Below are 25,951 nucleotides of genomic sequence, written 5' to 3' on the forward strand. Positions count from 1 at the left end.
AAGCTTCGTAGAAAATGCAAATTTAGGTGAAGTCGAGCCCGGTGGACTCACTCACTTCTCGGACAGTCTGGTACCAAAATGGACGGCACCATCGGCGGGTAACTTGAAGTGAAAAAACCCGCATTCTCTGCTGGGTGTTCTAGAAGCCGTTCCGCCTTACTTGACAAGGCTTTCCGGGAAGGGGAACCCCCTCCCCAGAACGCTTTCCACCCCCACTTGCGAAACCTTTCTATTTGAGACTCACACACACCGGCGCCGATCTTCCTATCCGCCCCCACCGTCACCAACTCCGCCAGAATCCGGCATTTCTCAACGTTGCTCCGTCCCTTTCGGGTATGTCAGGCAGAGAAGCGGGTGACTGACTTCATTGTCTCGGATCAACGTCTCAAGAAGGAAAAGTTGACTTTACAGACTGTCAGATCCTCCCGACCGTCTATATTTTTCTCCGACCGACTATATTTCTTCCGATCACTGGGGAATAGATAGATGGACCGCCCATCGATATTTACTTGACATCTAAACTATATAAACCTAAATTATCCCCAACGGCAGTGTAGGTATTTGGGGAACAAACATGCGCATCGTCTGTATTGGTGGCGGCCCTGCGGGGTTGTACTTTGGCCTGTTGATGAAGCGCCGGAACCCGGCCTACGACGTCACGGTCGTCGAGCGCAACCGCCCTTACGACACCTTCGGCTGGGGCGTCGTGTTCTCCGACCAGACGCTCGGCAATCTGCGCACGGCAGACGCGCCCAGCGCCGAGTCGATCCTCGACGCCTTCAACCACTGGGACGACATCGAGATCAATTTCCGCGGCCGGCAAGTCCGCTCGTCGGGCCACGGCTTTTGCGGCATCGGCCGCAAACGTCTGCTGAATATCCTGCAAGCGCGCTGCGAGGAGCTCGGCGTCAAACTGGTTTTCGAAACCCAGGTCACGGACGACAGCGTCTACGAAGCCGATCTGATCATCGCGTGCGACGGCGCCAACAGCGCGATCCGTCAAAAGTACGCGGCCACCTATCAGCCCGCCGTCGACATGCGCGATTGCCGCTTTGTCTGGCTCGGCACCAAAAAGCTGTTCGACGCCTTCACCTTCGCTTTCGAAGAAACCGAATTCGGCTGGTTCCAGGCACACGCTTATCGTTTCGACGATCAGACGTCCACGTTCATCGTCGAAACACCGGAGCGCGTGTGGCGCGCCGCCGGCCTCGACGAAATGAGCAAGGAAGACAGCATAGCCTTCTGCGAAAAACTGTTCGCAAAGTATCTGGACGGCAATCCATTGATGTCGAACGCCGCGCATCTGCGCGGGTCGTCGCAGTGGATTCGCTTTCCGCGTGTCGTCAATGAGGAATGGGTGCATTGGCGCCACAACGCCGACGGCACGCAAACGCCGATCGTTCTGATGGGCGACGCCGCCCATACCGCCCACTTCTCGATTGGCTCGGGCACCAAGCTCGCGCTCGAAGATTCGATCGAACTCGCCAACAGCATGGCCGCACATCCCGGCGACCTGGCCGCCGCGTTGCAGCATTACACCCAGGTGCGCAGCATCGACGTATTGCGTATTCAGAACGCCGCGCGCAATTCGACGGAATGGTTCGAGCATGTCGACCGCTACACGTCGTTCGAGCCGGAACAGTTCGCGTATTCGCTGCTCACGCGCTCGCAGCGCATCTCGCACGAAAACCTGCGCGAGCGCGACGCGCGCTACCTGTCCGGTTTCGAAGACTGGCTCGCGCAACGTTCAGGTGTAACCCGCGCGCCGGATAAGCATTCCGTGCCGCCCATGTTTACTCCCTTCACACTGCGCGGCGTCACGCTGAAAAACCGCGTGGTGGTCTCGCCGATGGCGCAATACTCGGCCGTCGACGGCATCGCGGGCGACTATCACCTGATGCATCTCGGCGCCCGCGCAATGGGCGGCGCCGGGCTGGTCATGACGGAAATGACGTGCGTCTCGCCCGAGGCCCGCATCACGCCCGCGTGTCCTGGCATGTACGCCCCTGAGCATCTCACCGCGTGGAAGCGCATCGTCGATCTCGTGCATCGTCAGTCGGATGCGAAGATCGGCATTCAGCTCGGGCATTCCGGCGCGAAAGGGTCCACGCGCGTCGCATGGGAAGGCATCGATCAGCCGCTCGACGAAGGCAACTGGCCGCTGGTCTCGGCGTCGCCGCAACAGTATTTGCGCGGTATCAGCCAGCATTCACGCGAAGCGACCCATGACGAACTGCGCGAAATCGAAGCGCAATTCGTGCGCGCGGTGGAAATGTCCGCCGAGGCCGGTTTCGACTGGCTTGAATTGCACTGCGCGCACGGCTACTTTCTCTCGAGCTTCCTGTCGCCGTTGACCAATCATCGTACGGACGAATACGGCGGCGCGCTCGAAAACCGTCTGCGTTATCCGCTGCAGGTGTTCAACGCCATCCGCGCGGTCTGGCCGCAAGACAAGCCGATTTCCGTGCGCATTTCCGCGAACGATTGGGTCGAAGGCGGCACGACGCCGGATGATGCCGTCAAGATCGCGCAAGCTTTCAAGGCAGCGGGCGCCGACATGATCGACGTGTCGTCGGGTCAGGTCAGCAAGGAAGAAAAGCCGGTGTTCGGGCGGATGTTCCAGACACCGTTCGCGGACCGCGTGCGCAACGAAGCCGGCATCGCGACCATCGCGGTCGGTGCGATCTCGGAAGCGGATCACGTCAACAGCATCATCGCGGCGGGCCGCGCGGACCTGTGCGCGATTGCGCGGCCGCATCTGGCGAATCCGGCGTGGACCTTGAACGAAGCGGCCAAGATCGGCTATTTCGATGTGAATTGGCCCAAGCCCTACACCGCCGCAAAGTCTCAACTCGAGCGCAACCTGGAACGCGAGCGCGCCCAAGCCGCCGCGAACGCAGGCCTGTCGCCGCAAGAACGCGCGCAACGCGCTGAGGGAACCTCGTGAATACGCACAACTCGACACTCGCGGGACAGCACGCGGTGGTCACCGGCGGCGGCAGCGGCATCCGCGCGGCGGTCGCGGAGGCGCTTCTGCGTGCCGGCGCACGCGTTACGCTGATGGGCCGCAATGCGGAGCGGCTCGACGCGCAGCGGGAAAAATGCCGTTCTCTCGGCGACGTGGCCTGCATCGCCGTCGACGTCACGCAGGAAAGCGCCGTCGCGAATGCGTTCAGCCAGGCCGGTGCGGTCGACATCCTCATCAACAACGCGGGCCAGGCGCAAGCCGCGCCGTTCACGCATACCGACATGGCGCTCTGGCAGCGCATGCTGGACGTGAACCTCACCGGCGTGTTTCTCGGCACGCGCGCGGTATTGCCCGGCATGCTCCAACGCGGCCACGGCCGCATCGTCAATGTGGCGAGCACGGCAGGCCAGATCGGCTATGCGTACGTCGCCGCTTACTGCGCGGCGAAACACGGCGTGATCGGTCTGACCCGTTCTCTCGCCCTGGAAGTCGCGACGAAAGGCGTGACGGTCAACGCCGTGTGCCCCGGCTACACGGAAACGGAACTGCTGCACGCATCGCTTGAACAGATCACCAGCAAGACCTCGCGTACCGAACAGCAGGCGCGCGAAACTTTGCTTCGCTCGAATCCGCAACATCGCTTCGTGAGTCCGGAGCAAGTCGCCAACGCAGTGCTCTGGCTCTGCCAACCCGGCTCGGACGCGATCACGGGGCAATCCATTTCCATCTCTGGTGGAGAAGTGATGTGACCAAGACCTTGAACATCAAGAAGCCCGCGGCGGCGGCTGACACGAAGCCGGCGCGCAAGGGCGTCGCCAAACCCGCGGAGAACGTCGTGGACCTCGAAATGAGCACCGGCGCGGATAGTCATATGGGCTTGCGTCTGTGGCTGCGCATGCTGACCACGACCAACCTCGTGCAAGCCGAACTGCGCAAGCGCCTGCGCAACGAATTCGACACTACGTTGCCGCGTTTCGATCTGATGGCGCAGCTGGAGCGCTACCCGGAAGGTCTGAAGATGACCGAGTTGTCGCGCCGCATGATGGTGACGGGCGGCAACGTCACCGGCATTACGGATCAGCTCGAAAAAGAAGGATTGGTGTCACGCGACAACGATCCGAACGATCGCCGTTCGATCAGCGTGTGCCTGACGCCTGCCGGGCGCAAGGCGTTCGACAAGATGGCGATCGCGCACGAGCAATGGGTGGTCGAGATGTTCGGTGGATTGAGTCTCGATGAGAAATCGCGCACCCATCAGCGGCTCGGCAAGCTCAAGCAGCACCTGCTCGACAGTTTGAAAGACTGAGGACACAAAACATGACACGATCCAACGCCGACGCGCTGCTGGCCGGCAACCGCCTGACGCTCGCCAATTACGAAGCGCGGCACTTCGGCTGGTCGGTCGCCGACAAGGTCGCGACGATCACGCTGAACCGCCCCGAGCGCAAAAACCCGCTGACCTTCGAATCGTACGCGGAGTTGCGCGATCTGTTCCGGCAGTTGACCTATGCCACCGACGTCAAAGCCGTCGTGATCCACGGCGCTGGCGAAAACTTCTGTTCCGGCGGCGACGTGCACGACATCATCGCGCCGCTGATCGATCTGCCCATGCCGGAACTGCTGATGTTCACGCGCATGACCGGCGATCTCGTCAAAGCCATGCGCCATTGCCCGCAGCCGATCATCGCAGCCGTCGACGGCGTGTGCGCCGGAGCCGGCGCGATTCTCGCCATGTCCTCCGACATGCGCCTCGCCACGGCGCGCAGCAAGCTCGCGTTCCTGTTCTCGCGTGTCGGCCTGGCAGGCTGCGATATGGGCGCGTGCGCGATCCTGCCGCGCATCATCGGCCAGGGGCGCGCCGCCGAGTTGCTCTTCACCGGGCGTTCGGCAAGCGGTGACGAAGGCTACGCATGGGGTTTCTATAACCGCTTGTGCGAACCCTCCGCGCTGCTCGAAGACGCGCAAAAGCTCGCCGCCGATCTCGTCGCCGGTCCGACGTTCGCGCACGGCATCACCAAGAAGATGCTGCATCAGGAATGGAGCATGAGCATCGACGAAGCGATCGAATCCGAAGCGCAAGCTCAGGCGATCTGCATGAGCACACGCGACTTCGAACGCGCGTACAACGCGTTTGCCGCGAAGTCGCGTCCGGTGTTCGAGGGAGACTGAGGTGAGCGCCAATTCCCAACTGGATTTGCATAGCGCGCTGGCCTGGCCGTTTTTTGAGCCGCGTCATCGTGAACTGGCCGCTGGTATCGAAGCCTGGTGCCAGGCGAACCTCTCGCACGAAGACCATCAAGACGTCGACGCAACCTGCAAGCATCTGGTGCGCGAACTCGGCGCCGCAGGCTGGCTGAAATACGGCGTGGGCGGCGAGGCATACGGCGGCCACGGCGACACCATCGACACGCGCGCCGTCTGCCTGCTGCGCGAAACGCTGGCCAAGCACTCAGGCCTCGCGGACTTCGCGCTGGCGATGCAAGGACTGGGCTCGGGCGCGATCTCTCTCGCCGGCACGCATGAGCAAAAGACGCGCTATCTGCCGCGCGTGGCGAACGGCACGGCCCTCGCCGCGTTCGCACTGTCGGAGCCGGATGCGGGATCGGACGTAGCCGCCATGGCGCTTACCGCCCGCGAAGACGGCGACGCCTACGTGCTCGACGGCGACAAGACGTGGATCTCCAACGGCGGCATCGCCGATTTCTACGTGGTGTTCGCTCGAACCGGCGAAGCGCCTGGTGCACGCGGCATCAGCGCCTTCATCGTCGACGCCAACACGCCGGGACTCGAGATCGCGGAGCGCATCGACGTGATCGCGCCGCATCCGCTCGCGCGCCTGCATTTTGCGGGCGCACGCGTGCCGCGCAGCCAGATGCTCGGCGCACCCGGCGAGGGATTCAAGATCGCCATGCGCACGCTGGATATTTTCCGCACGTCGGTGGCCGCCGCGTCGCTCGGTTTCGCGCGTCACGCAATGGCCGAGGGTCTCTCGCGCGCCGCATCGCGCAAGATGTTCGGGCAGACGCTCGGCGATTTTCAGCTGACGCAGGCCAAACTCGCACAGATGGCATTGACCATCGACAGTAGCGCCCTGCTGGTCTATCGCGCCGCCTGGTTGCGCGATCAGGGCGAAAGCGTGACACGTGAAGCCGCCATGGCGAAGTGGCACGCGAGCGAAGGCGCGCAACAGGTGATCGACGCCGCGGTGCAACTGTATGGCGGGATGGGCGTGCAAAGCGGTACGGCCGTCGAAATGCTGTACCGCGAAATTCGCGCCCTGCGCATTTACGAAGGCGCGACCGAGGTGCAGCAATTGATCGTCGGGCGCGATTTGCTGAAGGCACATGCTGCCGCATCGGCTGAAGGCAGCGCCAAATGAACGCGACCTTCGAACGGCCAGTGCGGATCCGCTTCTCGCACTGCGATCCGGCCGGCATCGTGTACTTCCCGCAATATCTGGTGATGACCAACGCGCTGGTCGAAGACTGGTTCAACGAAGGCCTGAACGTCGACTACGCGCACATGATTGGGCAACGCCGCATCGGGTTGCCGATCGTCAAACTCGACTGTGACTTTTCGCGGCCGAGCCAGATGGGCGAAACGATTACGCTGACGCTCAACGTGACAGCGATCGGGCGGCGTTCGATCAGCATCGAGATTGTCGGCCATTGCAACGGCGAGACCCGTTTCCGCTCGAAACAGGTGCTCGTGACGATCTCGATTGAAAGCGGAACCTCCATCGATATTCCCGCCGACATCGCAAGCGCGCTCGCGATGTACGCCCCACAGCCCGACATCATTGAGGCACAACGCTCATGAAAACAGCTCTTCTTCCCGCCGGCTGGGTCAAGCCGCGTGGCTATGCGAACGGTGTCGCGGCGACCGGTACGCAGGTGTTCATTGCCGGCCAGATCGGCTGGGACGAGCAGGCGCGTTTCCAGACCACCGACTTCGCCGAACAGGCCGTCCAGGCACTCAAGAACATCGTCGCCGTGCTGCACGAAGCTGGCGGCAAGCCCGAGCATCTGGTGCGGATGACGTGGTATGTCACCGACAAACGCGAATACCTGGCTTCGTTGAAGGATATCGGTCGCGCGTTTCGCGAGTTGATCGGCGACTACGACATCGCGATGAGCGCGGTGCAGGTCGTCGCGCTGATGGAAGACGAAGCGAAGGTCGAAATCGAGGCGACCGCCGTCGTCCCGCAGTAAGTCAGCCGAAGAAAGCAACCCGCACACAAAGCCAACCGAAGCGCAATCAGCCGGCACAAAACTCCGGGAGACCATGATGGAACCGTCAGCCCACGTCGATACCTTCGCGCGCGACAATCTTCCGCCGCAGGATCAATGGCCCGTCTTTCTGCTCGATAACCCCGACGTTGCCTACCCGGCGCGGATGAACTGCGCGACGGAGCTGCTCGACCGAACCATCGAAGCGGGCCATCGCGATCATCCAGCGATCTGGTCCGATGTGGACGGCACGCCGCGTGCCACCACTTACGGCGAACTGCTGGCGCTCGTGAATCGCAGCGCGCACGTGCTGGTCGACGAAATGGGACTGCAGCCCGGCAACCGAGTGCTGCTGCGCGGACCCAACACGCTGCAGATGGCCGTCACCGCCCTCGCCGCGTTGAAGGCCGGGCTCGTCGTGGTGCCGACCATGCCGCTGCTGCGCGCCAAGGAACTGAAGCAGATCATCCAGAAGGCGCAGGTTAGCGCGGCGTTATGCGACGCGCGCCTCGCCGAAGAACTGGCGCGCTGCACCGATCCGCAAGACGAGTTCCACTGCGCGGGTCTGAAGCAAACGCGCTTCTTCCACGACGACGCGGCGGATTCACTCGATACGCTCGCCATCAACAAACCCGGTCATTTCACCGCCTGCGACACTGCCGCCGACGACGTCTGCCTGATCGCCTTCACCGGCGGCACGACCGGCGCGCCGAAAGGCTGCATGCATTTCCATCGCGACGTCGTAGCCATGTGCGATCTGTTCCCGCGTCATGTGCTCAAACCCACGTCGAGCGATATTTTCTGCGGCACGCCGCCGCTCGCGTTCACATTCGGGCTGGGCGGCCTATTGTGTTTTCCGCTGCGGGTGGGCGCGTCCACGGTGCTGATCGAGAAGCTCACGCCGGAGACGTTGCTGCAGACCGTAGAGCGTTTTCATGCGACCGTTATGTTCACCGCGCCGACGTTCTACCGGCAAATGGCGCCCCTCGTTGCGCACCACGACGTTTCGAGCCTGAAGAAAACAGTGTCGGCCGGTGAAGCGTTGCCGGATTCCACGCGCCGCCTCTGGCACGACGCGACCGGCATCGACATGATCGACGGCATTGGCGGCACCGAGCTGATTCACATTTTCGTGGCCGCACAAGGCGATGAGATTCGCCCGCACGCAATTGGCCGCGCGGTGCCAGGTTATATCGTGCAAGCCGTGGATGACGACATGCAGCCGGTCCCGCCCGGCACGATCGGCAAGCTCGCGGTGCGCGGCCCGACCGGCTGCCGCTATCTCGCCGACGACCGGCAAAAGAAGTTCGTGCGCGACGGCTGGAATCTGCCGGGCGACTCCGTCTATCTCGACGAGGACGGCTACGTGTTCTATCAGGCGCGCGCCGACGACATGATCGTTTCCGCCGGCTACAACATCTCCGGACCCGAAGTGGAGAGCGTGCTGCTGCAGCACGAAGCGGTGTCCGAATGCGGCGTGATCGGCGTGCCGGATGAAACCCGCGGGCAGATCGTCAAGGCGTTCGTGGTGGTCAATGCCGGTTTCAAACGGGACGACAACCTGGTCGCGCAACTGCAGGACTACGTGAAGAACAGTGTCGCGCCGTACAAATATCCGCGCGTGATCGTTTTCGTCGATGCCCTGCCGCGAACCGAAACCGGCAAGCTCAAACGCTTCGAGTTGCGCAACCTGGCTTAGAGTCCCGCCTCGGCACAACAACCTTATGATGTGACACTTCACTGGCCACCGTCCCTCGACCCATGCTGACTGTCCATCATCTGAACAATTCCCGCTCGCAGCGCGTGTTGTGGCTGCTCGAAGAACTCGGTGTGCCGTACGAGATCAAGCGTTACCAGCGCGATCCGAAAACGATGCTGGCGCCGCCCGAACTCCGCGCAGTGCATCCGCTCGGCAAGTCGCCCGTCATTACCGATGACGGCCAGACTATCGCCGAGTCGGGGGCCATCATCGAGTATCTGATCGACAAATACGGACAGGGCCGGTTTGCTCCGGCGCCAGGCACGCCTGAGCGGCTGCGCTACACCTACTGGCTGCACTATGCGGAAGGCTCGGCCATGCCACCGCTGCTGCTCAAACTGGTGGCGCTGCGCATTGCCGGCGCGCCCATGCCGTTCTTCGCCAAACCGATCGCGCGCAAAATCGCGGGTACGCTGCAATCGAGTTTTATCGACCCGCAGCTGAAATTGCATCTCGGCTATATCGACAAGGAACTGAGCGCGACCGGCTGGTTCGTCGGCAACGACTTTACCGCCGCCGACGTGCAAATGAGCTTCCCGCTCGAAGCCGCCACCGCGCGCGGCGGCATGGAAGGCCAGATTCCCGCCATCACCGCCTTTCTGAAGCGCATTCACGCGCGGCCGGCTTATCAGCGTGCGCTGGAGCGCGGCGGCAAGTACGAGATCATCGGCGAACATTGACGCGCGCCCGCCCAGGATCTCGTAGTTGTGACCCAAAAGTCGCGGGTGCTAGACTCGATATTCCATTGCCATCAACGCGCTGCCGACCTTCACGTCGCGCCGGGCGGCTGCACGTGCGGCATCCGCTTGATCACGCTTGAGAGCGATTGAACCCGGTCGAATCGGGTCAATCGCGGCAAAGGAGTCCCGCATGACCCATTCCATTCACGGCAAGCAACGCTGGCTGGCGCTGATCGTGCTATGCCTCGGTGTGCTCATGATCGTGCTCGATACCACGATCGTGAACGTGGCGCTGCCGTCTATCGCTGCGGATCTCGGCTTTAGCGAGACGTCGCTGGTCTGGGTGGTCAACGCGTACATGCTCACGTTCGGCGGCTGCCTGCTGCTCGGCGGCCGGCTCGGCGACCTGTACGGGCACCGCAAGTTGTTTCTCTTCGGTATCACCCTGTTCACACTGGCATCGCTTGCGTGCGGCATGGCGAACACGCAAATCCTGCTGATCTGCGCGCGCGCCGTGCAAGGGTTGGGAGGGGCCATTGTTTCCGCGGTGTCGCTGTCGCTCATCATGAATCTGTTCACCGAACCCGGCGAGCGTGCGAAAGCCATGGGTGTGTATGGGTTTGTGTGCGCGGGCGGCGGCAGCATCGGCGTGTTGCTCGGCGGCCTGCTGACCAATCTGCTTAGCTGGCATTGGATCTTTCTCGTCAATCTGCCTATTGGCATTGCCGTGTACGCACTCTGCGTCGCGTTGTTGCCTTCCGCGCGCGGTCATGCGCATGGCGAGCGGCTCGATGTGGCGGGTGCGGTATCCGTCACCGCCTCGCTGATGTTGGCCGTCTATGCGGTGGTGAACGGCAACGAAGCGGGCTGGACCTCCGTGCAAACGCTTGGCCTGATTTTCGCGGCTCTGGTGCTGTTGGCCGCGTTCCTGATGATCGAATCGCGCGTGCAGCATCCGTTGATGCCGCTCGGCTTGTTCCGCTTGCGCAATGTTGCGACGGCGAACGTAGTCGGCGTGCTGTGGGCGGCGGCCATGTTCGCGTGGTTCTTTATCTCCGCGCTGTATCTGCAGCGTGTGCTCGGCTACCGGCCGTTGCAGGTCGGGCTTGCGTTCCTGCCCGCCAATCTGATCATGGGGTTCTTTTCTCTGGGTCTGTCGGCGCGCGTGGTGATGCGCTTTGGCCTGCGTGTTCCGCTCGCTGCTGGGCTGCTGTTCGCGGCGTGTGGGCTCGCGTTGTTCGCGCGTGCTCCGGTGGGCGGCAGCTTTGTCGTCGACGTGATGCCAGGGATGATTCTGCTGGGCTTCGGTGCAGGTATTGCGTTCAATCCCCTGCTGCTGGCTGCCATGAGCGATGTCGATCCGAGCGATTCGGGACTCGCGTCGGGTATCGTCAATACGTCGTTCATGATGGGAGGCGCGCTTGGGCTTGCCGTGCTGGCGAGTCTGGCTGCCGCGCGTACTGAGGCGATGCAGGCGTCTGGGAATGCCCTGGTGGCGCTCAATAGCGGGTATCACGTCGCGTTTCTGTTTGGGGCGGTTTTCGCGGCGGCTGCGGGTGTGCTGGGTGGGTTGTTGTTGCGACCGGGGCAACCGGGTGGTGCGGGTGAGCAAGCTCATGGCGAGGCTGTGGCGGCGGAGCGTTCTCGCGCTCCCGGTGGTGGGGCTGCGACGGAGAATTATTGAGCGAGAGACGGCGGAGGGTTCGCCGCGTACGGTTGCTTGGCGAGCGTACTTGCAAAACCGCAAGCACGATCAAATGCAGCGGATCGCCACTGGCTATGCTGGTTCCATGCTGACATGAGAGCCGATATGAACCCGGTTGGAAAAGCCCTCTGGTTTATCGAAAGCCACTTTGCCGGCGAGCTGACGCTCGACGACATCGCCAACGGCGGATGCGTGTCGCGCTTTCACCTGGCGCGTGCGTTTGAAGCCGCCACCGGATTTTCGGTCATGCGCTATGTTCGCGCGCGACGGTTGAGCGAAGCCGCACGACACCTTGCGGGCGGCGCACCTGACATTCTGGCGGTCGCCCTCGACGCTGGTTACGGCTCTCATGAGGCATTCACGCGCGCGTTTCGCGAGCAGTTCGGCGTGACGCCCGAAGCGCTGCGCGCGCGTGGTCATCTCGACAACCTTGCCATCGTGGAGCCAATCAGAATGAACGACACCCCTCTCATCCATCTTGAACCGCCTCGTTTTGAGGACGGCAAGCCGTTTCTTGTCGCGGGACTCAGCGAGCGCTATACGAGCGAAACTTCCGCCGCGATTCCCTCGCAATGGCAGCGCTTTGGGCCTTACTTCGGCAATGTGCCGGGTCAGGTCGGCAATCTGGCGTATGGCATTTGCTATAACGCCGACGACGCCGGCAATGTCGACTATATGTGCGGTGTCGAGGTTAGCGACTTTTCTGCTTTGCCTGCTGAGTTGAGCCGGTTGCGGATTTCTCCGCAGCGGTATGCGGTGTTTAGCCATCGCGAGCATGTGTCGACGGTGCGGCACACGTGGAATGCGATCTGGAATCAATGGTTGCCGACGTCGGGCCATGCTCCCGCAGACGCGCCGAATTTCGAGCGGTATGACGAGAAGTTTGATCCTGTTAGCGGGATGGGTGGGCTTGAGATCTGGTTGCCGCTGAAGGGGTGATTTGGGTGTCCCGCCAGTTCGCCAGCTCCTTCCCTCGGCGGCGCACGTAGATCGCGCGTCGCCGGGGAATGTCTATTAAGTTCCGAGCCATATTATTTAATGCTATGTGAGGCCGCGAGGGGTTTGGGCGCTCGTCCTTGCCACTCGCCCTTGTGCTGGTTACTTAGTGCGGCGCGGTGGCCGATTGTTGCGCGGTGTCGAGTACCAACGCGGCGGTACTTTCCGATTGCGGGCTTTTGCGCTGGGGAGCGTTTGCGGTGGCTTCTGATGCTTTCGCTCGCTGCGATGCCTCCGCCAGCAGGGTCGCCGCATGGCGTGCCGTGATGCGGCTTTGCGATACCCCCTTCGCATCGAGTGCGATAACCTGGTATAGCTCACGATCGCATTCGAGGTCCCGCTGATACTGTTCCATCGTGTCCACCAGCAATTCAAGAAGTGTCTGTCGACGCCGTCTTTCGTCGCTTGTTATGGGAGGATTCCTACATATTGAGGACGCAAATGTGATCAAAGTATCCAGTTGCCCCACCTGCCGGTCGCATAAATCGAATGCCGACAGGGCAAGCTTTTCGTACTGAAGCGCGTCGACTGGCGGACGTGATGCAGGCTGGTTTTTGATGGACTTGCTCATGGTGCGATCTCCCTGTTGCTTACATGGATCGCCCGACACTCGCTTGGGAAGGGGGTGAGCGGGCACGAAGTAGGGTTGACAGACCGGTGTTCTAACGAGCCGGCGAGCCTTGCGGCTCCCCCACCACGGCCCGCCCATTGGAATATAGACGTGCAGAGGTAGACGCACACCCGCCTGGGCGGGTGTGCGGTTAGAACAATCAGGCTGTCAAACCTGGTCGCTGGATGTTCCCCGACGACCCGGTAATTATAAATCAGGCGAACCCGGTTGCCTTCAACCGTATAGGTCAAAAATGTTTGATTTGGCCGAACGGATAAGGGGGATTAGGACGAGGACCGGGGTTGACCCGTTCCAGCGGATAGTCTCCCTGCAATTGCGATATCCGCTTGCGAGGCACAACGGCCATCGAGCTTTCCGCATAACGGACGTTCGATCTATCATCGCAGTCACATTCGAACTTCACGCCTCCGATGAACCCGACAAGCCCTTCCTTGCAGCCTTCCGCTCTGCGCGCCACCATGGGTTATTTTCTCTCGGTAGCCGCGGCTATTCACACGCGTTGAATGTCGGAAACTCTCGCTACCCGGTTCGGCGTGAACCAGCCGTTCGTTTTTTGCAGGAGCCAGTACATCAACGCGAAGGGCAGCATGCCTTTCAGCGCGACGAGGAACATCCAGTCGAACGTCGTTACCGCTGCCGAGGACTGCGCATGTGGTACCCCGGTGAAGAACAGCAATTCCAACGCCACACAGATATTCAGCATCGAGTGCGCGCCGACCGCTAGTTCCAACCGTTGATCGCGAAGGCTCAAGGCCGAGAACCAAAACGAGGAAGCGAATAGCAGCGCTTTCATGTGAAAACTATATTGTGTGTGGTAGGCAGCAAACGCAAGGGCAACAATTGCCACGATGACGAAGCGGATGCGTACGTATTGCCGAAGCGTCTGCGTCAACCATCCACGGAAGAACAGTTCTTCTGCAAACGCGAGGAACGGAATGGCGAGGATCGCAGAAGCCGCGGCGAAAATCTCCCCACCATTGGGCACTCGAAATTGCCCAAAGGGATTCATCCACTCGTCATATCGCATCGACGCGTACAGCGTCATGGCAATGATTGCGAGTACGTTGACGGGCAGAAATAGCGCCGCGCCGAACAGACAGCGCCGAACACTGAACGTCAAGTCGGCAGAAATCAGCGAACGGAAAGGACGTCGCAACGCCGTCTTGCATGCGATCCAAAAACCAACCACGCAAAGGGGACTACCCAATCCGGTAATCAAGCCCGCCGCCGAAGCAGCGTTGAAATGATCGATGTAAGCCGACCATCCCGCAAAAAGCAGCACGCCAAACGTACTTACAATGTTGACACATACGAGAATCAGGATCGTCAATGCAGTAGCCCGCCAATCGGTCCGGCCCAACTTGGCAAAATCGATGAACGAATAATCAGTTTTTGATTCCATTAGCGAATCTCTTCTTAAGCAGCGTTTGCATAATCTGCCAGACGTTCATCAGTGGGCGTGAACCAGCCGTTCGTTTTTTGCGAAAAAAGATAAATCAACACGAAGGGCAGCACGTCTTTTATCACCACGAACACGAACGCGTCGATTATCAGGGAAGGGTGAGCGATAAGGCGGGCTAACTCAGACAAACATACAGCGGCACGCGGCGACGCGGCGGCGATCTTCTGCCCATTTGCTAGCCGGCCTTCGCGAGCTGATACCACGCGCTCAACGTATATGCCCCAAACAAGCGTTTGGTATGCATAGGCGTCCAGTATTCGAATGATCTGATTTACCTTGGCGCGAGCTTTCGGATCTGTTGGCTGCAGCATGCATCTGGGGAAAGCGTCGTCAATGTAGCGAACAATCGCGCCTGTCTCGTAACGATGGAAATCGCCATGCTCGAAAGTCGGAATTCGGCCAAATGGGTGACGAGTCAGACGCTCATGCGGAACGCCTGTGTCCGCGAATACATCAACCTCGACCAACCCATATTTGACCTGTTTCTCTGCCAGCGCAAGCCGCACGATGCGCACATAGACGCTCCATGCCGCTCCGTAAAGGGTCACCGCTTCGTCTGTTGCCACAGAATTTATCCCCTGCGCGCATGGGAGACGCGGATAGTGTAGTTTAACGAAGCCTCCGACCTCCAATTCGGCTCGGCTAATCGGCAGCAGACAGGCAAATCGTCAGCGATCCTTGTGTCAGGGTTGGGTGTCCCTTCCTGGCCGACAATGGCCTGCGCGAGCGCTGGCTGGCAGCCTGAGCCCGAGCGTCAGACCAATGCTCAGATGAAAGCGGCGCGACTCACCACTTTTTTTAGCGCCATCTATTGTCCTATTGCAGCAACGATTCGTTGTCGGCGGATGACTTTTTCGCGGCGCGGTAAAAAAACACAATGCTTCCACCTGCGCAATATTGCGCGCCTGAGACCCGAAGCCGCCATGACCAATATCCTGCAACTCTTGCGCGACATTGTGCGCCCAAGACCCGAAAAAACCGCAGTGACCACGATCCTGCAAATCAATTCCGCAGCCCGCTCGCAAGGCGCCCAGTCGACGCTGCTCGCCAACGAATTGACCGACAAGCTGCGCCGATCGAAGCCCAACGCGAAGGTTGTCACGCGCAACCTCCAGGCCGAGCCGCTGCCGCACCTCGACGACGCCGTGCTCGGCGCGTTCTTCACGCCGGCCGAGCAGCGCACGTCGGAACAGCAGGCCATCGCAGCACGCAGCGAAGCCCTGATCGCAGAACTGCAGGCCGCGGACGTTATCGTGATCGGCGCACCGATGTACAACTTCGGTGTCTCGTCGCAACTCAAGACCTACTTCGACTGGATCGCGCGTGCGGGCGTCACCTTCCAGTACACCGAGAACGGCCCCGAAGGCCTCGTGAAGGGCAAGAAGGTGTTCGTGGTCTCGGCGCGCGGCGGCATGTATCAAGGCACCCCGAATGACACTCAGACGCCGTACCTGAGGTCGTTCCTCGGCTTCCTCGGCATGACCGACGTGAGCTTCATCTACGCCGAAGGCCTGAACATGGGCCCGGATGCAGTGAGCACCGCGCTCGCGAGCGCACGCGAGGTGATCGCCGCCGCCGCGTAAGTCCACTTCGGCGCTCCGCACCAGGCGCCACAATCCCCATGCAGCAAGTCCCGCCCCCCGGTTGGCCGCACACGACACCGGGGGCCTGGCGTTTGTGTGCAGCAAAAGCCTACTGAGGCCTCGCCTCACGTCGACACTACGCTCGCCTTGAGCACCAGTCGATGTTGAAGGTCCTGGACTCGCGCTCGCACCCAACGGGCGCGGATCTCGGTCAATGTGATCAGCCGGTTCGGCAACGTGATCAAAGAGACCGGTGATTGTGAACGCCGATCCGGTAGCTCCACGAGAGACAGTTGCCGACCCTAACCGGACGGACACGGTTTCCGAAAGCAGCCACTTATGGCTTGAATTTCCTTGATGAATTGCTTCCGGCTCCGCACTTCTACATCGGATTCCACTCTTCGTCTTCCAAGGTTCGGCTAGCCGAACCATATGAAATCAGGCCATCCGCTCGCACAGTAAGAACGTTGCCCGAATCCCGTTCATAGAGAAGCCATTGCTCATCTGACGGATCATCGCCATACGGCCACGTTTTCAACTCACCGTCCAAGTCGAAAGCGAACACCCATGAACCGGGCGTCGTGTCCCGCACGACAGACAGTATCTTTTGGCCGTCGAGTCGCTGCGTTGCAAACGTAATATCGTCGGCCGGTGATTCGCTGTGGGCGACCTCTTTGCCGCTCAGCACAATCGACCAATTGCAGCAATAGATCCACAAGTGCCAGCTACCAGTCACCGTCACCTGTCTGCGGCCATGAAGTTCCCGGACCTGTTCGGACGCATCGGGCGAAGCGAGTCGCGGCTCCCTTATCCGAAGCGCGGGCTGTCCAAACTCCAGCGTAAGAAAGCTCCCCCACCCCTTCTTCACAGACCAGGCGGGATGTCCGTATACCGGAGACCAGATTCGATTGAAGTCCGCGAGATCCAATTCTTACCCCTTTTTGTCACCCGGATCGATCCGTCGGCTTCACCGTAGAGCAGGTCCGACGGCTCAGAGGCAAAGAGCCGTTTTCATTTTCTTTTCGAGCTTGCAACTGTTGGTCGAAGCGACGATTGTCGATGATCTTGACACATGTGACGAATGACGGAAAGTGGCCGACCTCGGAAATTCGACGCTCGCAGATGAGCGGCCGTCACTGCGCTAGCCGTCAACTTCCGACGTCGACCCTTCTCTGCCGCTCGACGCTCGGCCGTCTCAATGTCTCTTACCAAAGCTCAAACGCCCGTCGAATGACCACGCGCCGACGATTACGAACTGCTGCACTTGGCCGTCTATCGTCGCAGACTACCGTGTTCCGTTAAATACTGATGCAGCGCGCAAAGCGGTCGTATAAAGACTTGCTTCGAACGTCACGACCTTTGACGATGTAGATCACAAACTAGGCTGCGTTCGTCGATCTCGACTTCCATCCGACTAGCCAAGGTCTCGGCAGCGCACCCCGCGCTCACTGCCTGTTAGTCCTCGCTGCACTTTGACGACCCTCCGCTCCCAAACCACCCAGAAGGCAGCATCCCGGCCAGAACGACCAACACCGCGTTCAAGACCTTCTGGATCGCATTGCCGAATCCAGCCCCCGGCCCACGCCACGAAACAGCGGACACGCAAGTGTCGATGTGGCCCAGGCATCCGGCTCGCAAAGAGCTGAATTGCGGGGTGAGTCCTGTGTTTTTCGAAGCTTCGCTTCGCCGGGTAGAGGCCTAAGCTTTGGTTCAACGTTCTGCACCGAAACAACGAGAAAACAGCGATGTCCACACGACTTCACCGGGTGTGTCGCACGGTCGGCCTTGCCCTTGCCGCCGTGACATTGGTCATGCCTGGCACGGTGCTAGCCAGACATCCCACCCCGCTCACCTCGTTATCCGCCGACGATCAAATTTTCATCAAGTTGCATGACGCTGCCCGCGACAACGATCCCGCGCGTGCCGCGCAACTGGCGAGCCTGATCCCGAATTATCCGGCGCCGGCTTATCTCAGCTATTTCCAGATCAAGCCGCGTCTGTTCAACGGCGCGGGGCATGCGAATCTCGACGCGCCGGACGCACCGGTGCTGTCGTTTCTGCAACGCTATGACGGACAGGCGATTGCCGACCGTCTACGCAACGACTACCTGCGCGTGCTGGGGGCGCGCCACGACTGGCACGATTTCGATTTGCAATATTCACAGTTCGTCCTGGACGACGACACGCAGGTGAAGTGCTATGCGCTCGAGTCGCGCGCCGCGCGGGGTGAGAACGTGGCCGACGCGGCGCGCGCGCTGCTCGTCGAGCCGAAGTGGTACGGCGACGGCTGCGTCGATCTGATCACCGCGCTCGACCGTAACCAGCAGTTCACTTCGGAGGATGTCTGGCAGCAGATTCGCCAGGCCTACGAACAGGGTGCGACGACGACGGGCGGCAGACTGGTCGATGCGCTGGGCGCGGCGCGCCCGGATCCGCTGCTCCTCGATCAGGCGACGAACCAGCCGCGTCTGCTGCTCTCGAAAGGCGTCCAGATGGATGCGGCGTCCCATCAACTCGCGCTGCTCGCCATCACACAGTTGGCGGTCGGCGATCCGGAGGCCGCCCAGGCCACCTTCACCGTAATCGCACCGTCGCTCACCCTGGCAGAACGGGCTATCGGTTGGGGCACAATAGCCTATCAGGCGGTGATCAGGCAGCTACCGGGCGCGGTGAACTGGTACCGGCTGTCGGCGAACGCGCCCCTGTCGAGTCAGGCCTACGAGTGGCGCACGCGCAGCGCGCTGCTGACCGGGGATTGGACAATGGTGCGCTGGTCGATCGAGCAGATGCCGGCCGCGCTGCGCGCACAGCCAGCATGGGTCTACTGGTACGCGCGCGCCTTGAAGCAGAGCGGCGAGGTGGCGGCAGCCGACCAGGAATTCGGAAAGATCGCGGGAACCTACACCTTCTATGGCCAGTTGGCCTCCGAAGCGCTCGGGCAGCAGATCGTAATTCCGCCACAGACAAAAGTGACCGACGAGGAAGTTGAGAGGGCCGGCCAGACACCGGGCTTCGAGCTGGCAAAACGTTTTTATGCGCTGCACCTGCGCACGGAAGGCAACCGTGAGTGGAACTGGCAGCTGCGCGGCATGACTGACCGACAACTGCTCGCAGTCGCCGAGTACGCGCGTCGCATCGAGCTTTATGACCGGGCTGTGAGCACTGCCGACAGGACGCAAACGGAACATGATTTTTCGCTGCGCTACCTGGCGCCATTCCGCACGATTGTCGAGCGCGATACGCGGTCCACCGGGTTCGACGTCGGGTGGGCGTATGGCCTCATTCGCCAGGAGTCGCGCTTCATAATCAATGCGCGCTCGGAGGTTGGCGCGGGCGGCCTGATGCAGGTGATGCCGAACACCGCTGAGATGGTCGCGAGGAAGATCGGGCTCGGTACGATCTCGCGGGCTAAGATGAACGACATTGACACGAACATCCTGCTTGGCACGTACTATCTATCGATGATTTACAACCAGCTTGACCGTTCTGCTGTGCTCGCGACCGCCGGCTACAACGCCGGCCCTGGGCGCCCGCGTAAGTGGCAGGCCAACCTGCCGCGACCGGTGGAAGGCGCGATTTTCGCGGAGACAATTCCGTTTAACGAAACCCGCGACTACGTCAAGAATGTATTGTCGAACACGGTTTACTACGCGGCGCTGTTTGATGGCCACCCGCAATCGCTGACGGAGCGGCTTGGCCAAATCGAGCCCCGATGATATCGCCCGCAACGCTGATCCACGGACCGCTCGGGTGCAGTAAGTGCGGCTACATACGCGCCACTGTATAACGATCCTTCTATCTCTGGATGACCTCTCGACACGGAACCGAGAAGGTGAAGCTGAATTTCTCCAGCCGCGATTTAGCGACACGGCACACATACTGAAATCATGCATGTATGTCATGTCAACGTTCGTCGCCCGAAAGCTGACATGTACCGTGAGGCGAACGACTTTTACCCGAAACCCGTGTCGATGCCAAAGTCCGTCGACGCTTCAGACATTCAGCAGGACGAGCGAGCATTGCGCGATCCAGCTCATATGCGTGTCCGAGGTCACTGCGAAAGACGAGTGTTTCAACATCAAGAATGTCACGCCCGACGCTTGCGAATATGTTGGCCGGTACCGCCCGTACCGAGTCCGGCCTTCTCGCGTACAAACCCCATTCACGAAACCAACCGTGCATCTTGCGCAATCAGCCGCAGCACAGGCTCTAACGTCGACTGCCAGTCGGGTAGCACGACACCTGGAATCGCACGCAGCTTCGTCGTGTCGAGCATCGAGTTGGCAGGACGCTTAGCCAAAACAGGGTACTCGGAAGTCGAGATCGGCACGACGCGCAGCTCATCGGCACGCAGCTTCACGCCGAGCGCGGTGAGCCGGCGTACCACGTGCTGCGCATAGCCGTGCCACGTAGTCTCGCCCTGCGGGCTGACGTGATACACCCCCGCGTGACGGTCGACAAAATCGCGGTCGAATTGTGCCGAGCGGATCATGAAAGCCGCAAGGTCCGCGAGCAGCCAAGCCGGTGTGGGGGCACCTTTCTGATCGGCCACGATGCGGATCTCCTCGCGTTCGCGTGCCAATCGAAGCACCGTCTTCGCGAAGTTGCTGCCATATGCGCCGACTACCCAACTGGTACGGAAGATGAAGTGGGCAGCGCCACTTGCGGCGATCCCTTCTTCGCCGGCGTACTTCGTCGCACCGTAAACGGACTCTGGCGCGCAAGCGTCGGTTTCCTTGTACGGCGCGAGCGATCTGCCATCGAAGACATAGTCGGTGGAGTAATGGAGCAGCGTCGCACCGCATGCAAGCGCCGCTTCGGCCATCATCTGCGGTGCGACAGCGTTCACGAGCCGGCAGGTCTCTCTGTCCGACTCAGCCTTGTCCACAGCGGTATATGCTGCTGCGTTAACGATGAAGTCCGGGCACTCCTGCGCGATCAGGTTGCGGATTTTCTGACCGTCCGTCATATCGAGCGCATCGCGGCCGACGGCGATGACCTGCCCCACCGTTTGCAAACTGCGCGACAGTTCGAAGCCGAGCTGACCGTCCTTGCCCGTTACGAGGATGCGGGGTACCTTCCGCGTTACCTTTGTGTCTGGCGTGCCCATCAGAGCATGATGGTGTTTCGTTTCACCATGCCGTGGCAGAAAGGTAAGCGGCTTGCTTTGCACGCTCGAGCTCTCTCGACCAAGCTCGCGGTCAAGCGTCTCCTCAAAGCATGCAACGGGAGTGGGCAATGTAGTGTTCATATTTCGGACAAGGGGCTCCCCACTCAAGCTGCTGAGCGTCTGCAATGTATCAAAGATAAGCATGCAGTCTTGATATGGCAGTCTGAAAATTCGAGGGGTGGAGTTCGTCTAGCCGACTACCTCGAACGACCAGCGCGCAGTGTAGTCCTGCAATTTTCGCGGCGAGTGCTAGCGGCGATTTGCGCCAATGTTTTGACTGAAGAAGGTCAAACGAAGAAAGAAGGCTACGCCTGCGTGGCCTTCATCAATCCCCACGACACCGCGCTCGAGACATTCACGTGTCGATGCAATGACCTGAAACCCAGCACCGCGATTGACTCGCAAGGTCAGGTCAGCAGTGGCAAACCAGCTTGGGGAGTCCTTTTTCATGTCGTGTTCGGTCAAGAACGGGACCCCATCCGCCGCTTGACTCGCTTGCCTGCTTTGAACGACTAAACTCAGCTCCGGTCTTTCGAGGGGAGCTTCTCTCAAGCAAACCCCACCCCTCGATTTTTAGCCTGCCGCTCCCTCGGGCGGCAGGTTCTTTTTCGTCGATCTATTTAATACCAAGCGGTATGGATGACGCCGCAGACTACTTGCATGGAGCTTCGCGCAATTCCAGAGATACCGGCGCACAGGGAAGTCACGTGATGCTTGCAAGTTCAGGCCCACGCCGCACGTGAACCATGCGGCGCCAGCTATTCGAACATTGAGAGCAAATCGGCAATGTCCGTGTTAGGCAGCCGCTTGGCAAGCATGTCCCAGAAGATCACAGCGTGCATCGCGCATGCATCTTCGGTCGTCTTCCACTCGCGCGCACCGACGATAGAATCGGCCGTTTCGCGAGCTGCGGAAACAATTGTCTGAATGTCTTGTTTGTGCATGAACCCGTTAACGGTCGCGCGCGAAACTTTTTTAGCCCCACGCGCAATCGTTTGCCAAAATTTTTATCCACCTCTCCCCCGGCTGTGCGGTGGACGAGCTGAACATAGCGCTTCCTATGATACAAGCCTGCGCTGTGCGCAAGCACGCAGTAAACTCCTTACTTGAAAACCCGGGGCGAGTCGCACGCAAACACCTGTAGATCACAGCAGCGGGCACACGCCGGAAAAGCCACCATTCAGCGGCTGGCGCGGCTCCATAGCACTGGATAATCCGGAGGGTGCTCGACACGTTTAAAGCTTGCCGCCCGGAACGACTCCGGGTCTCCGAAGCGTGATCGCCCGATTCCGCTATGAAAGGAGAGTCGACGTACGAAGTGTCACAGTGAATGAATGTGGAAGAGCCGTGTCCGCAGACCTATCTCGTTGCCGAGTCCTCGAAATAGAGTCGAGGCCACCGGATTACGGCATAGGCGGGCAACGATACGCGTGGTATGTGTCTGCAAGCGCCCATCCTGAGTAACCGAACGTAATTCTAACTGTTGCGGTGCGCCGCACCACTTTGCGGCGGTTTTCGGAAAGCTTCTGTCTTAGAAGACCAAACTCGTGAACACCGCCTTCCGAATCACCCGAGGCACCCGCTTTCCCGGCGCCAGCGCGCGACATTCGTGACAACGTACCACGCTGCTTAGCGAACGCATCAAAGTAAGTCAACGTAACGCAAAATGAATGCCTTACGATATATTTCCCTGCGTTGCTTAAATCACCAATATTGGGCAACAATAATTCGATTCCCTATATAAGTAATAAATATATGCACTAGACATTCTGTCTCATTTTTGTATGCGATATGCACTAAGTGGGCTCGTAAATTCATTTGAATTTTGCTAATCTTACGTTCTCTTGACGCCGGGATACCGGATGCAGAGGCCGAATCACAAGCCCAGCAGGGCTGTTGGCGACCTCGCGACCCAGTGTCGTCAACGGCCAATGTGTTGGCTAATTCCGACATGAAATATTGCTAAGGGAATCAAACGTATAGCATGCTCAAATAAGAAAAATACAGGGTCTTGGAGAGAAGACTTTGCAGACCAAACATTCCGGGGAAAAATAAATGGACTTGGTAGAAACTCTGCCGCGCAGCTCGCGGCAAAGTGCCGCGCCGATACAAATGAACGCGTTGACTCGCGTTGATATTGCGCTGTTTAACGGATTCGCACTACCTACAGTCGCAGCAATCATCGAGATATTTCAGAAGGCAAACTCGCTTGTCGCGGCGCAGCGACCGGGCCGTGCCCGCTACGATGTCTCATTGCTTTCGGCTGCGGGTGGACGCATTGCCAGTTCGTCGTCAGTATTTGTCTGGACGGATGACGTGCAGTCGCATCGAGGCACGAACGAGACACACCTCTTGTTTATTGCCGGTGGTGCGGGCGTACAGCAAGCATGCCGCGACGAGCGGTTGAGCACCTGGATTCGACGCAGGCATCCGTTCAGCGAGATCGTGCACCCTATCGCGGAAGGCCAACTGCTGCTCTAGGCAGCCGGGCTACCTAGTCGCTATTACCCGCTTGTTTCAGGAGGCAACGAAGCAAACGGCCTGCAACCGGCGCGCTCGCTGACAGAAGCGCCAGGCGCCGTAATGACGGCGCTGCGCATCGTCGAAGAGGATCTCGGGGCCGATCTGGCGCAACAGGTTGCTGAGTCGATCGCGCCGCAACCCACGCCTTCGTTCTGCTCATCGGTTACGATTGGCATCACGCCGCAGGTCAGCGAGAAAATCTTGGCGTCGGCACGGTGGCTGGAAGCGAACGTCGATCGCCCCATCTCGATCGACGATGCCGCTCAGGTCGCGGCAATGAGCGAGCGCAACTTCCTGCGCCGCTTCAAGAGCGAGATCGGCATGACGCCTTCTGACTATCTGCTCCGTGCGCGTCTAAAGATGAGTTGCCGGATGCTCGTTGATTCACGTCTGCCGGTCGACAAGATCGCGCGCCGCTGCGGTATCGGCAGTGGCGGGCAGTTGTCGAAGCTGTTCAGAAAATATCTGGCGACGACACCGACGGACTATCGCGTGCGCAACCAGGTAGCACCGTAGACGGCTCGAACAGGCTCCAGTTCAACGGCACGAGCTCGCTCCATGGAGCTCGGTCGTCATGCCTGATAGCGGCATCGAACAGGCAATGCCAGACATGTTCAACATCGATGCGGGCGGTAACGAAGCCGCATTCATTCCTGGCACCATCGATGGCAGGACCACCCCGCCGCCCGCTTTGCGCATGCCAGGCAGACTCAGCAACGCACTGTTCTTCATCGACATCGCGCCGGCCAGCGCACCCGCACCACCCATGCCACTCGCAAGAGCCATCTGGCCCGCCAGCAAGGTCCGGGACGTTGTGATCTGCGCTGTCGGCGACAGCGGATCGGTGTTGGACGTGAGTTCCCGCAAACGCCGGTCCGGATCGCTCTGTGCAATGAGCGCCATATACGGATCGTTCGATATCCGCCGACGATGCTTTTGCTGAGTCGTTTGCAGAAGCGACGAAGTCAACGCTGATCGCAGGCCGGAGTCGCCTACCATCTGTGCCTGTGCGACTGGAAAACCGAGCGCAGAAATCATTGCGGAGGCAACCAGACCGTGGGCAAGATACTTCGCGAAAGATTTCATGTGAACCTGGAATAGAAACGGCAAACGGTATGCGCAACCGTGGGATCAATACGCGGCTTTGGCGATGAAGCCTTTGAAAAACGTCATCCCGATAATCTTGATATCCAACCAGAAACTCCAGTTCTGAATGTAGTAGAGATCGAACATCACGCGAGCCGCCATCTTCTCGACGCGGTCCGTTTCACCACGCAATCCGTTGATCTGCGCCCAACCCGTGATACCTGGCTTGATGCGATACCGGTACATATAGTCGTCGACCAGGTCCTTGTACAACTCATCATGTTCGACTGCGTGGGGGCGAGGCCCAACCACTGACATCTGCCCTTTGAGCACATTGAAGAACTGCGGCAATTCGTCGAGACTCGACTTGCGCAGGAATGCACCGACTCGGGTAATGCGCTTGTCGCCGCGACGGGCCTGGGTCAACCGGCCCGCCTCCTCGACATGCTGGTGCATCGTGCGAAACTTGTAGATCGCAAACTCTCGTCCGTCGACGCCTTTGCGCATCTGCCTGAACAGAATCGGCCCTGGCGAGGAGAACCGCACGGCAATCGCAATCATCACGAGAAGCGGCGAGATCGACAACAGCACGAACGCTGCGAACAGACAATCGAAAAGGCGCTTGGGCCACTCGACGTTCGGCGTCAACGGCGAGGCCACAAGATTGATTGCGGGCAATCCATGCACATTGACGAAAGCCGGCTTCGCAAGTGCAAAGTCGCGTAAATCCGGTATCAGCCGGATATTGACGAAGTCGTGCCGGAACTCGCGAACGTAATGCTCGATCGATGGTTGGCGCATGGGATAGCCGAGAAGCCAGAGCTCCCTGATTCCACGCAGGCGCACCAAGGCACCCAGTGTTTCCAGCGAGTTGACAAGCGGCAGGCCCGCGACGTTGCCCGCTTCCTGCGCATGCTCATCGAACACGAGCTCCGGTGAGAACGGTCCGGAGGTAGAAGCGAGGACGTGGTCGAGCAAGGCACCCGACGCCGGGCCAATCGCGATCGCGACCGGCGAACTATCGCGCGGCGCACGTCCGCCGAACCTGGCCACTTGACTGAGTGCGGCCTTGGCCACCAGCGACGCTCCGATCACAGCGAGCACGAGATAGGTCAGGTTGAGCATAGCGGAGAACATGAATAAGCCCCCAAAAACATTG

Annotated in this window: 22 protein-coding genes and 1 pseudogene; 14 read left to right on the top strand and 9 right to left on the bottom strand. The window is 60.1% G+C overall.

Features of this window, described 5'->3' with window-relative positions; all coding sequences use genetic code 11:
- The first annotated feature begins 574 nt into the window (after positions 1-574).
- The 11 genes from A6V37_RS11230 (at position 575) to A6V37_RS11280 (ending at position 12,280) form a co-directional block, all read left to right on the top strand.
- Entirely contained in the window at positions 575-2,947 is a 2,373-nt protein-coding gene (locus A6V37_RS11230; protein WP_064267633.1) for a bifunctional salicylyl-CoA 5-hydroxylase/oxidoreductase, read from the top strand.
- Positions 2,944-3,717 carry an SDR family NAD(P)-dependent oxidoreductase gene (locus tag A6V37_RS11235; protein ID WP_064285995.1) on the top strand — a complete coding sequence of 258 codons (774 nt, stop codon included), beginning with the start codon at positions 2,944-2,946 and terminating at the stop codon, positions 3,715-3,717. Before A6V37_RS11230 ends, A6V37_RS11235 begins: the two co-directional genes overlap by 4 nt.
- A complete protein-coding gene (locus tag A6V37_RS11240; protein WP_064267637.1) occupies positions 3,714-4,274 on the top strand; it encodes a MarR family winged helix-turn-helix transcriptional regulator in 561 nt (186 codons plus the stop codon). The genes A6V37_RS11235 and A6V37_RS11240 overlap by 4 nt, the downstream gene beginning before the upstream one ends.
- Before the next feature lie 11 nt (positions 4,275-4,285).
- Positions 4,286-5,137, top strand: coding sequence for an enoyl-CoA hydratase family protein (locus A6V37_RS11245; RefSeq protein ID WP_064267639.1), 852 nt, complete (start codon positions 4,286-4,288; stop codon positions 5,135-5,137).
- 1 nt (position 5,138) lies between these two features.
- Positions 5,139-6,347: an acyl-CoA dehydrogenase family protein gene (locus A6V37_RS11250; RefSeq protein ID WP_064267640.1), complete on the top strand. Its 1,209-nt coding sequence runs from the start codon at positions 5,139-5,141 to the stop codon at positions 6,345-6,347.
- Positions 6,344-6,787 carry an acyl-CoA thioesterase gene (locus A6V37_RS11255; protein ID WP_064267642.1) on the top strand — a complete coding sequence of 148 codons (444 nt, stop codon included), beginning with the start codon at positions 6,344-6,346 and terminating at the stop codon, positions 6,785-6,787. The genes A6V37_RS11250 and A6V37_RS11255 overlap by 4 nt, the downstream gene beginning before the upstream one ends.
- Positions 6,784-7,179: a RidA family protein gene (locus A6V37_RS11260; RefSeq protein ID WP_064267644.1), complete on the top strand. Its 396-nt coding sequence runs from the start codon at positions 6,784-6,786 to the stop codon at positions 7,177-7,179. Before A6V37_RS11255 ends, A6V37_RS11260 begins: the two co-directional genes overlap by 4 nt.
- Before the next feature lie 76 nt (positions 7,180-7,255).
- Positions 7,256-8,896, top strand: a complete 1,641-nt coding sequence (locus A6V37_RS11265; RefSeq protein ID WP_064285996.1) for an AMP-binding protein — start codon at positions 7,256-7,258, stop codon at positions 8,894-8,896.
- 62 nt (positions 8,897-8,958) lie between these two features.
- The gene (locus A6V37_RS11270; protein WP_064267648.1) at positions 8,959-9,636 is read left to right on the top strand and encodes a glutathione S-transferase; all 678 of its coding nucleotides are present in this window, start codon (positions 8,959-8,961) and stop codon (positions 9,634-9,636) included.
- Positions 9,637-9,826: 190 nt separating this feature from the next.
- On the top strand, positions 9,827-11,320 hold the full coding sequence (locus tag A6V37_RS11275) for a DHA2 family efflux MFS transporter permease subunit (RefSeq protein ID WP_064267650.1): 1,494 nt from the start codon (positions 9,827-9,829) through the stop codon (positions 11,318-11,320).
- A 126-nt stretch (positions 11,321-11,446) separates the two neighbouring features.
- On the top strand, positions 11,447-12,280 hold the full coding sequence (locus A6V37_RS11280; RefSeq protein WP_064267652.1) for an AraC family transcriptional regulator: 834 nt from the start codon (positions 11,447-11,449) through the stop codon (positions 12,278-12,280).
- Between the two features lie 163 nt (positions 12,281-12,443).
- Here A6V37_RS11280 and A6V37_RS11285 read toward each other — a convergent pair whose 3' ends face one another.
- The 3 genes from A6V37_RS11285 to A6V37_RS11295 all read right to left on the bottom strand — a co-directional run bounded on the left by A6V37_RS11285 (position 12,444) and on the right by A6V37_RS11295 (position 14,996).
- On the bottom strand, positions 12,444-12,908 hold the full coding sequence (locus tag A6V37_RS11285; RefSeq protein WP_064267654.1) for a hypothetical protein: 465 nt from the start codon (positions 12,906-12,908) through the stop codon (positions 12,444-12,446).
- 550 nt (positions 12,909-13,458) lie between these two features.
- Positions 13,459-14,370, bottom strand: coding sequence for a CPBP family intramembrane glutamic endopeptidase (locus A6V37_RS11290; RefSeq protein ID WP_064267656.1), 912 nt, complete (start codon positions 14,368-14,370; stop codon positions 13,459-13,461).
- 14 nt (positions 14,371-14,384) lie between these two features.
- Complete coding sequence (locus tag A6V37_RS11295) at positions 14,385-14,996, bottom strand: glutathione S-transferase family protein (RefSeq protein ID WP_242665790.1); 612 nt, start codon at positions 14,994-14,996, stop codon at positions 14,385-14,387.
- A 417-nt stretch (positions 14,997-15,413) separates the two neighbouring features.
- On the opposite strand from A6V37_RS11295, the gene A6V37_RS11300 reads away from it, so the two are divergent.
- A complete protein-coding gene (locus A6V37_RS11300; RefSeq protein WP_064267775.1) occupies positions 15,414-16,013 on the top strand; it encodes an FMN-dependent NADH-azoreductase in 600 nt (199 codons plus the stop codon).
- A gap of 382 nt (positions 16,014-16,395) precedes the next feature.
- Here the strand turns inward: A6V37_RS11300 and A6V37_RS40610 are convergent, their stop codons facing one another.
- Complete coding sequence (locus A6V37_RS40610) at positions 16,396-16,941, bottom strand: hypothetical protein (protein ID WP_064267658.1); 546 nt, start codon at positions 16,939-16,941, stop codon at positions 16,396-16,398.
- A gap of 817 nt (positions 16,942-17,758) precedes the next feature.
- On the opposite strand from A6V37_RS40610, the gene A6V37_RS11310 reads away from it, so the two are divergent.
- Positions 17,759-19,729, top strand: coding sequence for a lytic transglycosylase domain-containing protein (locus A6V37_RS11310; RefSeq protein ID WP_064267660.1), 1,971 nt, complete (start codon positions 17,759-17,761; stop codon positions 19,727-19,729).
- A 446-nt stretch (positions 19,730-20,175) separates the two neighbouring features.
- Here the strand turns inward: A6V37_RS11310 and rfbD are convergent, their stop codons facing one another.
- The 3 genes from rfbD to A6V37_RS11325 form a co-directional block, all read right to left on the bottom strand.
- Positions 20,176-21,123 carry a dTDP-4-dehydrorhamnose reductase gene (rfbD, locus tag A6V37_RS11315; RefSeq protein ID WP_064267662.1) on the bottom strand — a complete coding sequence of 316 codons (948 nt, stop codon included), beginning with the start codon at positions 21,121-21,123 and terminating at the stop codon, positions 20,176-20,178.
- 309 nt (positions 21,124-21,432) lie between these two features.
- Complete coding sequence (locus A6V37_RS40615) at positions 21,433-21,633, bottom strand: hypothetical protein (RefSeq protein WP_131799857.1); 201 nt, start codon at positions 21,631-21,633, stop codon at positions 21,433-21,435.
- Between the two features lie 308 nt (positions 21,634-21,941).
- The gene (locus A6V37_RS11325) at positions 21,942-22,127 is read right to left on the bottom strand and encodes a hypothetical protein (RefSeq protein WP_064267667.1); all 186 of its coding nucleotides are present in this window, start codon (positions 22,125-22,127) and stop codon (positions 21,942-21,944) included.
- Between the two features lie 1,111 nt (positions 22,128-23,238).
- On the opposite strand from A6V37_RS11325, the pseudogene A6V37_RS11330 reads away from it, so the two are divergent.
- Positions 23,239-24,222 (top strand): annotated as a pseudogene (locus A6V37_RS11330) (GlxA family transcriptional regulator).
- A gap of 21 nt (positions 24,223-24,243) precedes the next feature.
- Here the strand turns inward: A6V37_RS11330 and A6V37_RS11335 are convergent.
- Both A6V37_RS11335 and A6V37_RS11340 read right to left on the bottom strand, forming a co-directional pair.
- Complete coding sequence (locus tag A6V37_RS11335; RefSeq protein WP_064267670.1) at positions 24,244-24,609, bottom strand: hypothetical protein; 366 nt, start codon at positions 24,607-24,609, stop codon at positions 24,244-24,246.
- A gap of 228 nt (positions 24,610-24,837) precedes the next feature.
- Positions 24,838-25,929, bottom strand: a complete 1,092-nt coding sequence (locus A6V37_RS11340) for an undecaprenyl-phosphate glucose phosphotransferase (protein ID WP_082902683.1) — start codon at positions 25,927-25,929, stop codon at positions 24,838-24,840.
- Positions 25,930-25,951: the final 22 nt, after the last annotated feature.

Origin of the sequence: Paraburkholderia ginsengiterrae (assembly GCF_001645125.1) — a bacterium.
Taxonomy (GTDB): Bacteria; Pseudomonadota; Gammaproteobacteria; order Burkholderiales; family Burkholderiaceae; genus Paraburkholderia; species Paraburkholderia ginsengiterrae.

What these genes read in the sequence shown, in the direction of transcription:
- A6V37_RS11230 (WP_064267633.1), top strand. Translation starts at nt 575, where the DNA reads ATGCGCATCGTCTGTATTGGTGGCGGCCCTGCGGGGTTGTACTTTGGC.
- A6V37_RS11245 (WP_064267639.1), top strand. Translation starts at nt 4,286, where the DNA reads ATGACACGATCCAACGCCGACGCGCTGCTGGCCGGCAACCGCCTGACG.
- A6V37_RS11255 (WP_064267642.1), top strand. Translation starts at nt 6,344, where the DNA reads ATGAACGCGACCTTCGAACGGCCAGTGCGGATCCGCTTCTCGCACTGC.
- A6V37_RS11260 (WP_064267644.1), top strand. Translation starts at nt 6,784, where the DNA reads ATGAAAACAGCTCTTCTTCCCGCCGGCTGGGTCAAGCCGCGTGGCTAT.
- A6V37_RS11265 (WP_064285996.1), top strand. Translation starts at nt 7,256, where the DNA reads ATGGAACCGTCAGCCCACGTCGATACCTTCGCGCGCGACAATCTTCCG.
- A6V37_RS11270 (WP_064267648.1), top strand. Translation starts at nt 8,959, where the DNA reads ATGCTGACTGTCCATCATCTGAACAATTCCCGCTCGCAGCGCGTGTTG.
- A6V37_RS11275 (WP_064267650.1), top strand. Translation starts at nt 9,827, where the DNA reads ATGACCCATTCCATTCACGGCAAGCAACGCTGGCTGGCGCTGATCGTG.
- A6V37_RS11280 (WP_064267652.1), top strand. Translation starts at nt 11,447, where the DNA reads ATGAACCCGGTTGGAAAAGCCCTCTGGTTTATCGAAAGCCACTTTGCC.
- A6V37_RS11285 (WP_064267654.1), bottom strand. Translation starts at nt 12,908, where the DNA reads ATGAGCAAGTCCATCAAAAACCAGCCTGCATCACGTCCGCCAGTCGAC.
- A6V37_RS11290 (WP_064267656.1), bottom strand. Translation starts at nt 14,370, where the DNA reads ATGGAATCAAAAACTGATTATTCGTTCATCGATTTTGCCAAGTTGGGC.
- A6V37_RS11310 (WP_064267660.1), top strand. Translation starts at nt 17,759, where the DNA reads ATGTCCACACGACTTCACCGGGTGTGTCGCACGGTCGGCCTTGCCCTT.
- rfbD (WP_064267662.1), bottom strand. Translation starts at nt 21,123, where the DNA reads ATGGGCACGCCAGACACAAAGGTAACGCGGAAGGTACCCCGCATCCTC.
- A6V37_RS40615 (WP_131799857.1), bottom strand. Translation starts at nt 21,633, where the DNA reads ATGAAAAAGGACTCCCCAAGCTGGTTTGCCACTGCTGACCTGACCTTG.
- A6V37_RS11325 (WP_064267667.1), bottom strand. Translation starts at nt 22,127, where the DNA reads ATGCACAAACAAGACATTCAGACAATTGTTTCCGCAGCTCGCGAAACG.
- A6V37_RS11335 (WP_064267670.1), bottom strand. Translation starts at nt 24,609, where the DNA reads ATGGCGCTCATTGCACAGAGCGATCCGGACCGGCGTTTGCGGGAACTC.
- A6V37_RS11340 (WP_082902683.1), bottom strand. Translation starts at nt 25,929, where the DNA reads ATGTTCTCCGCTATGCTCAACCTGACCTATCTCGTGCTCGCTGTGATC.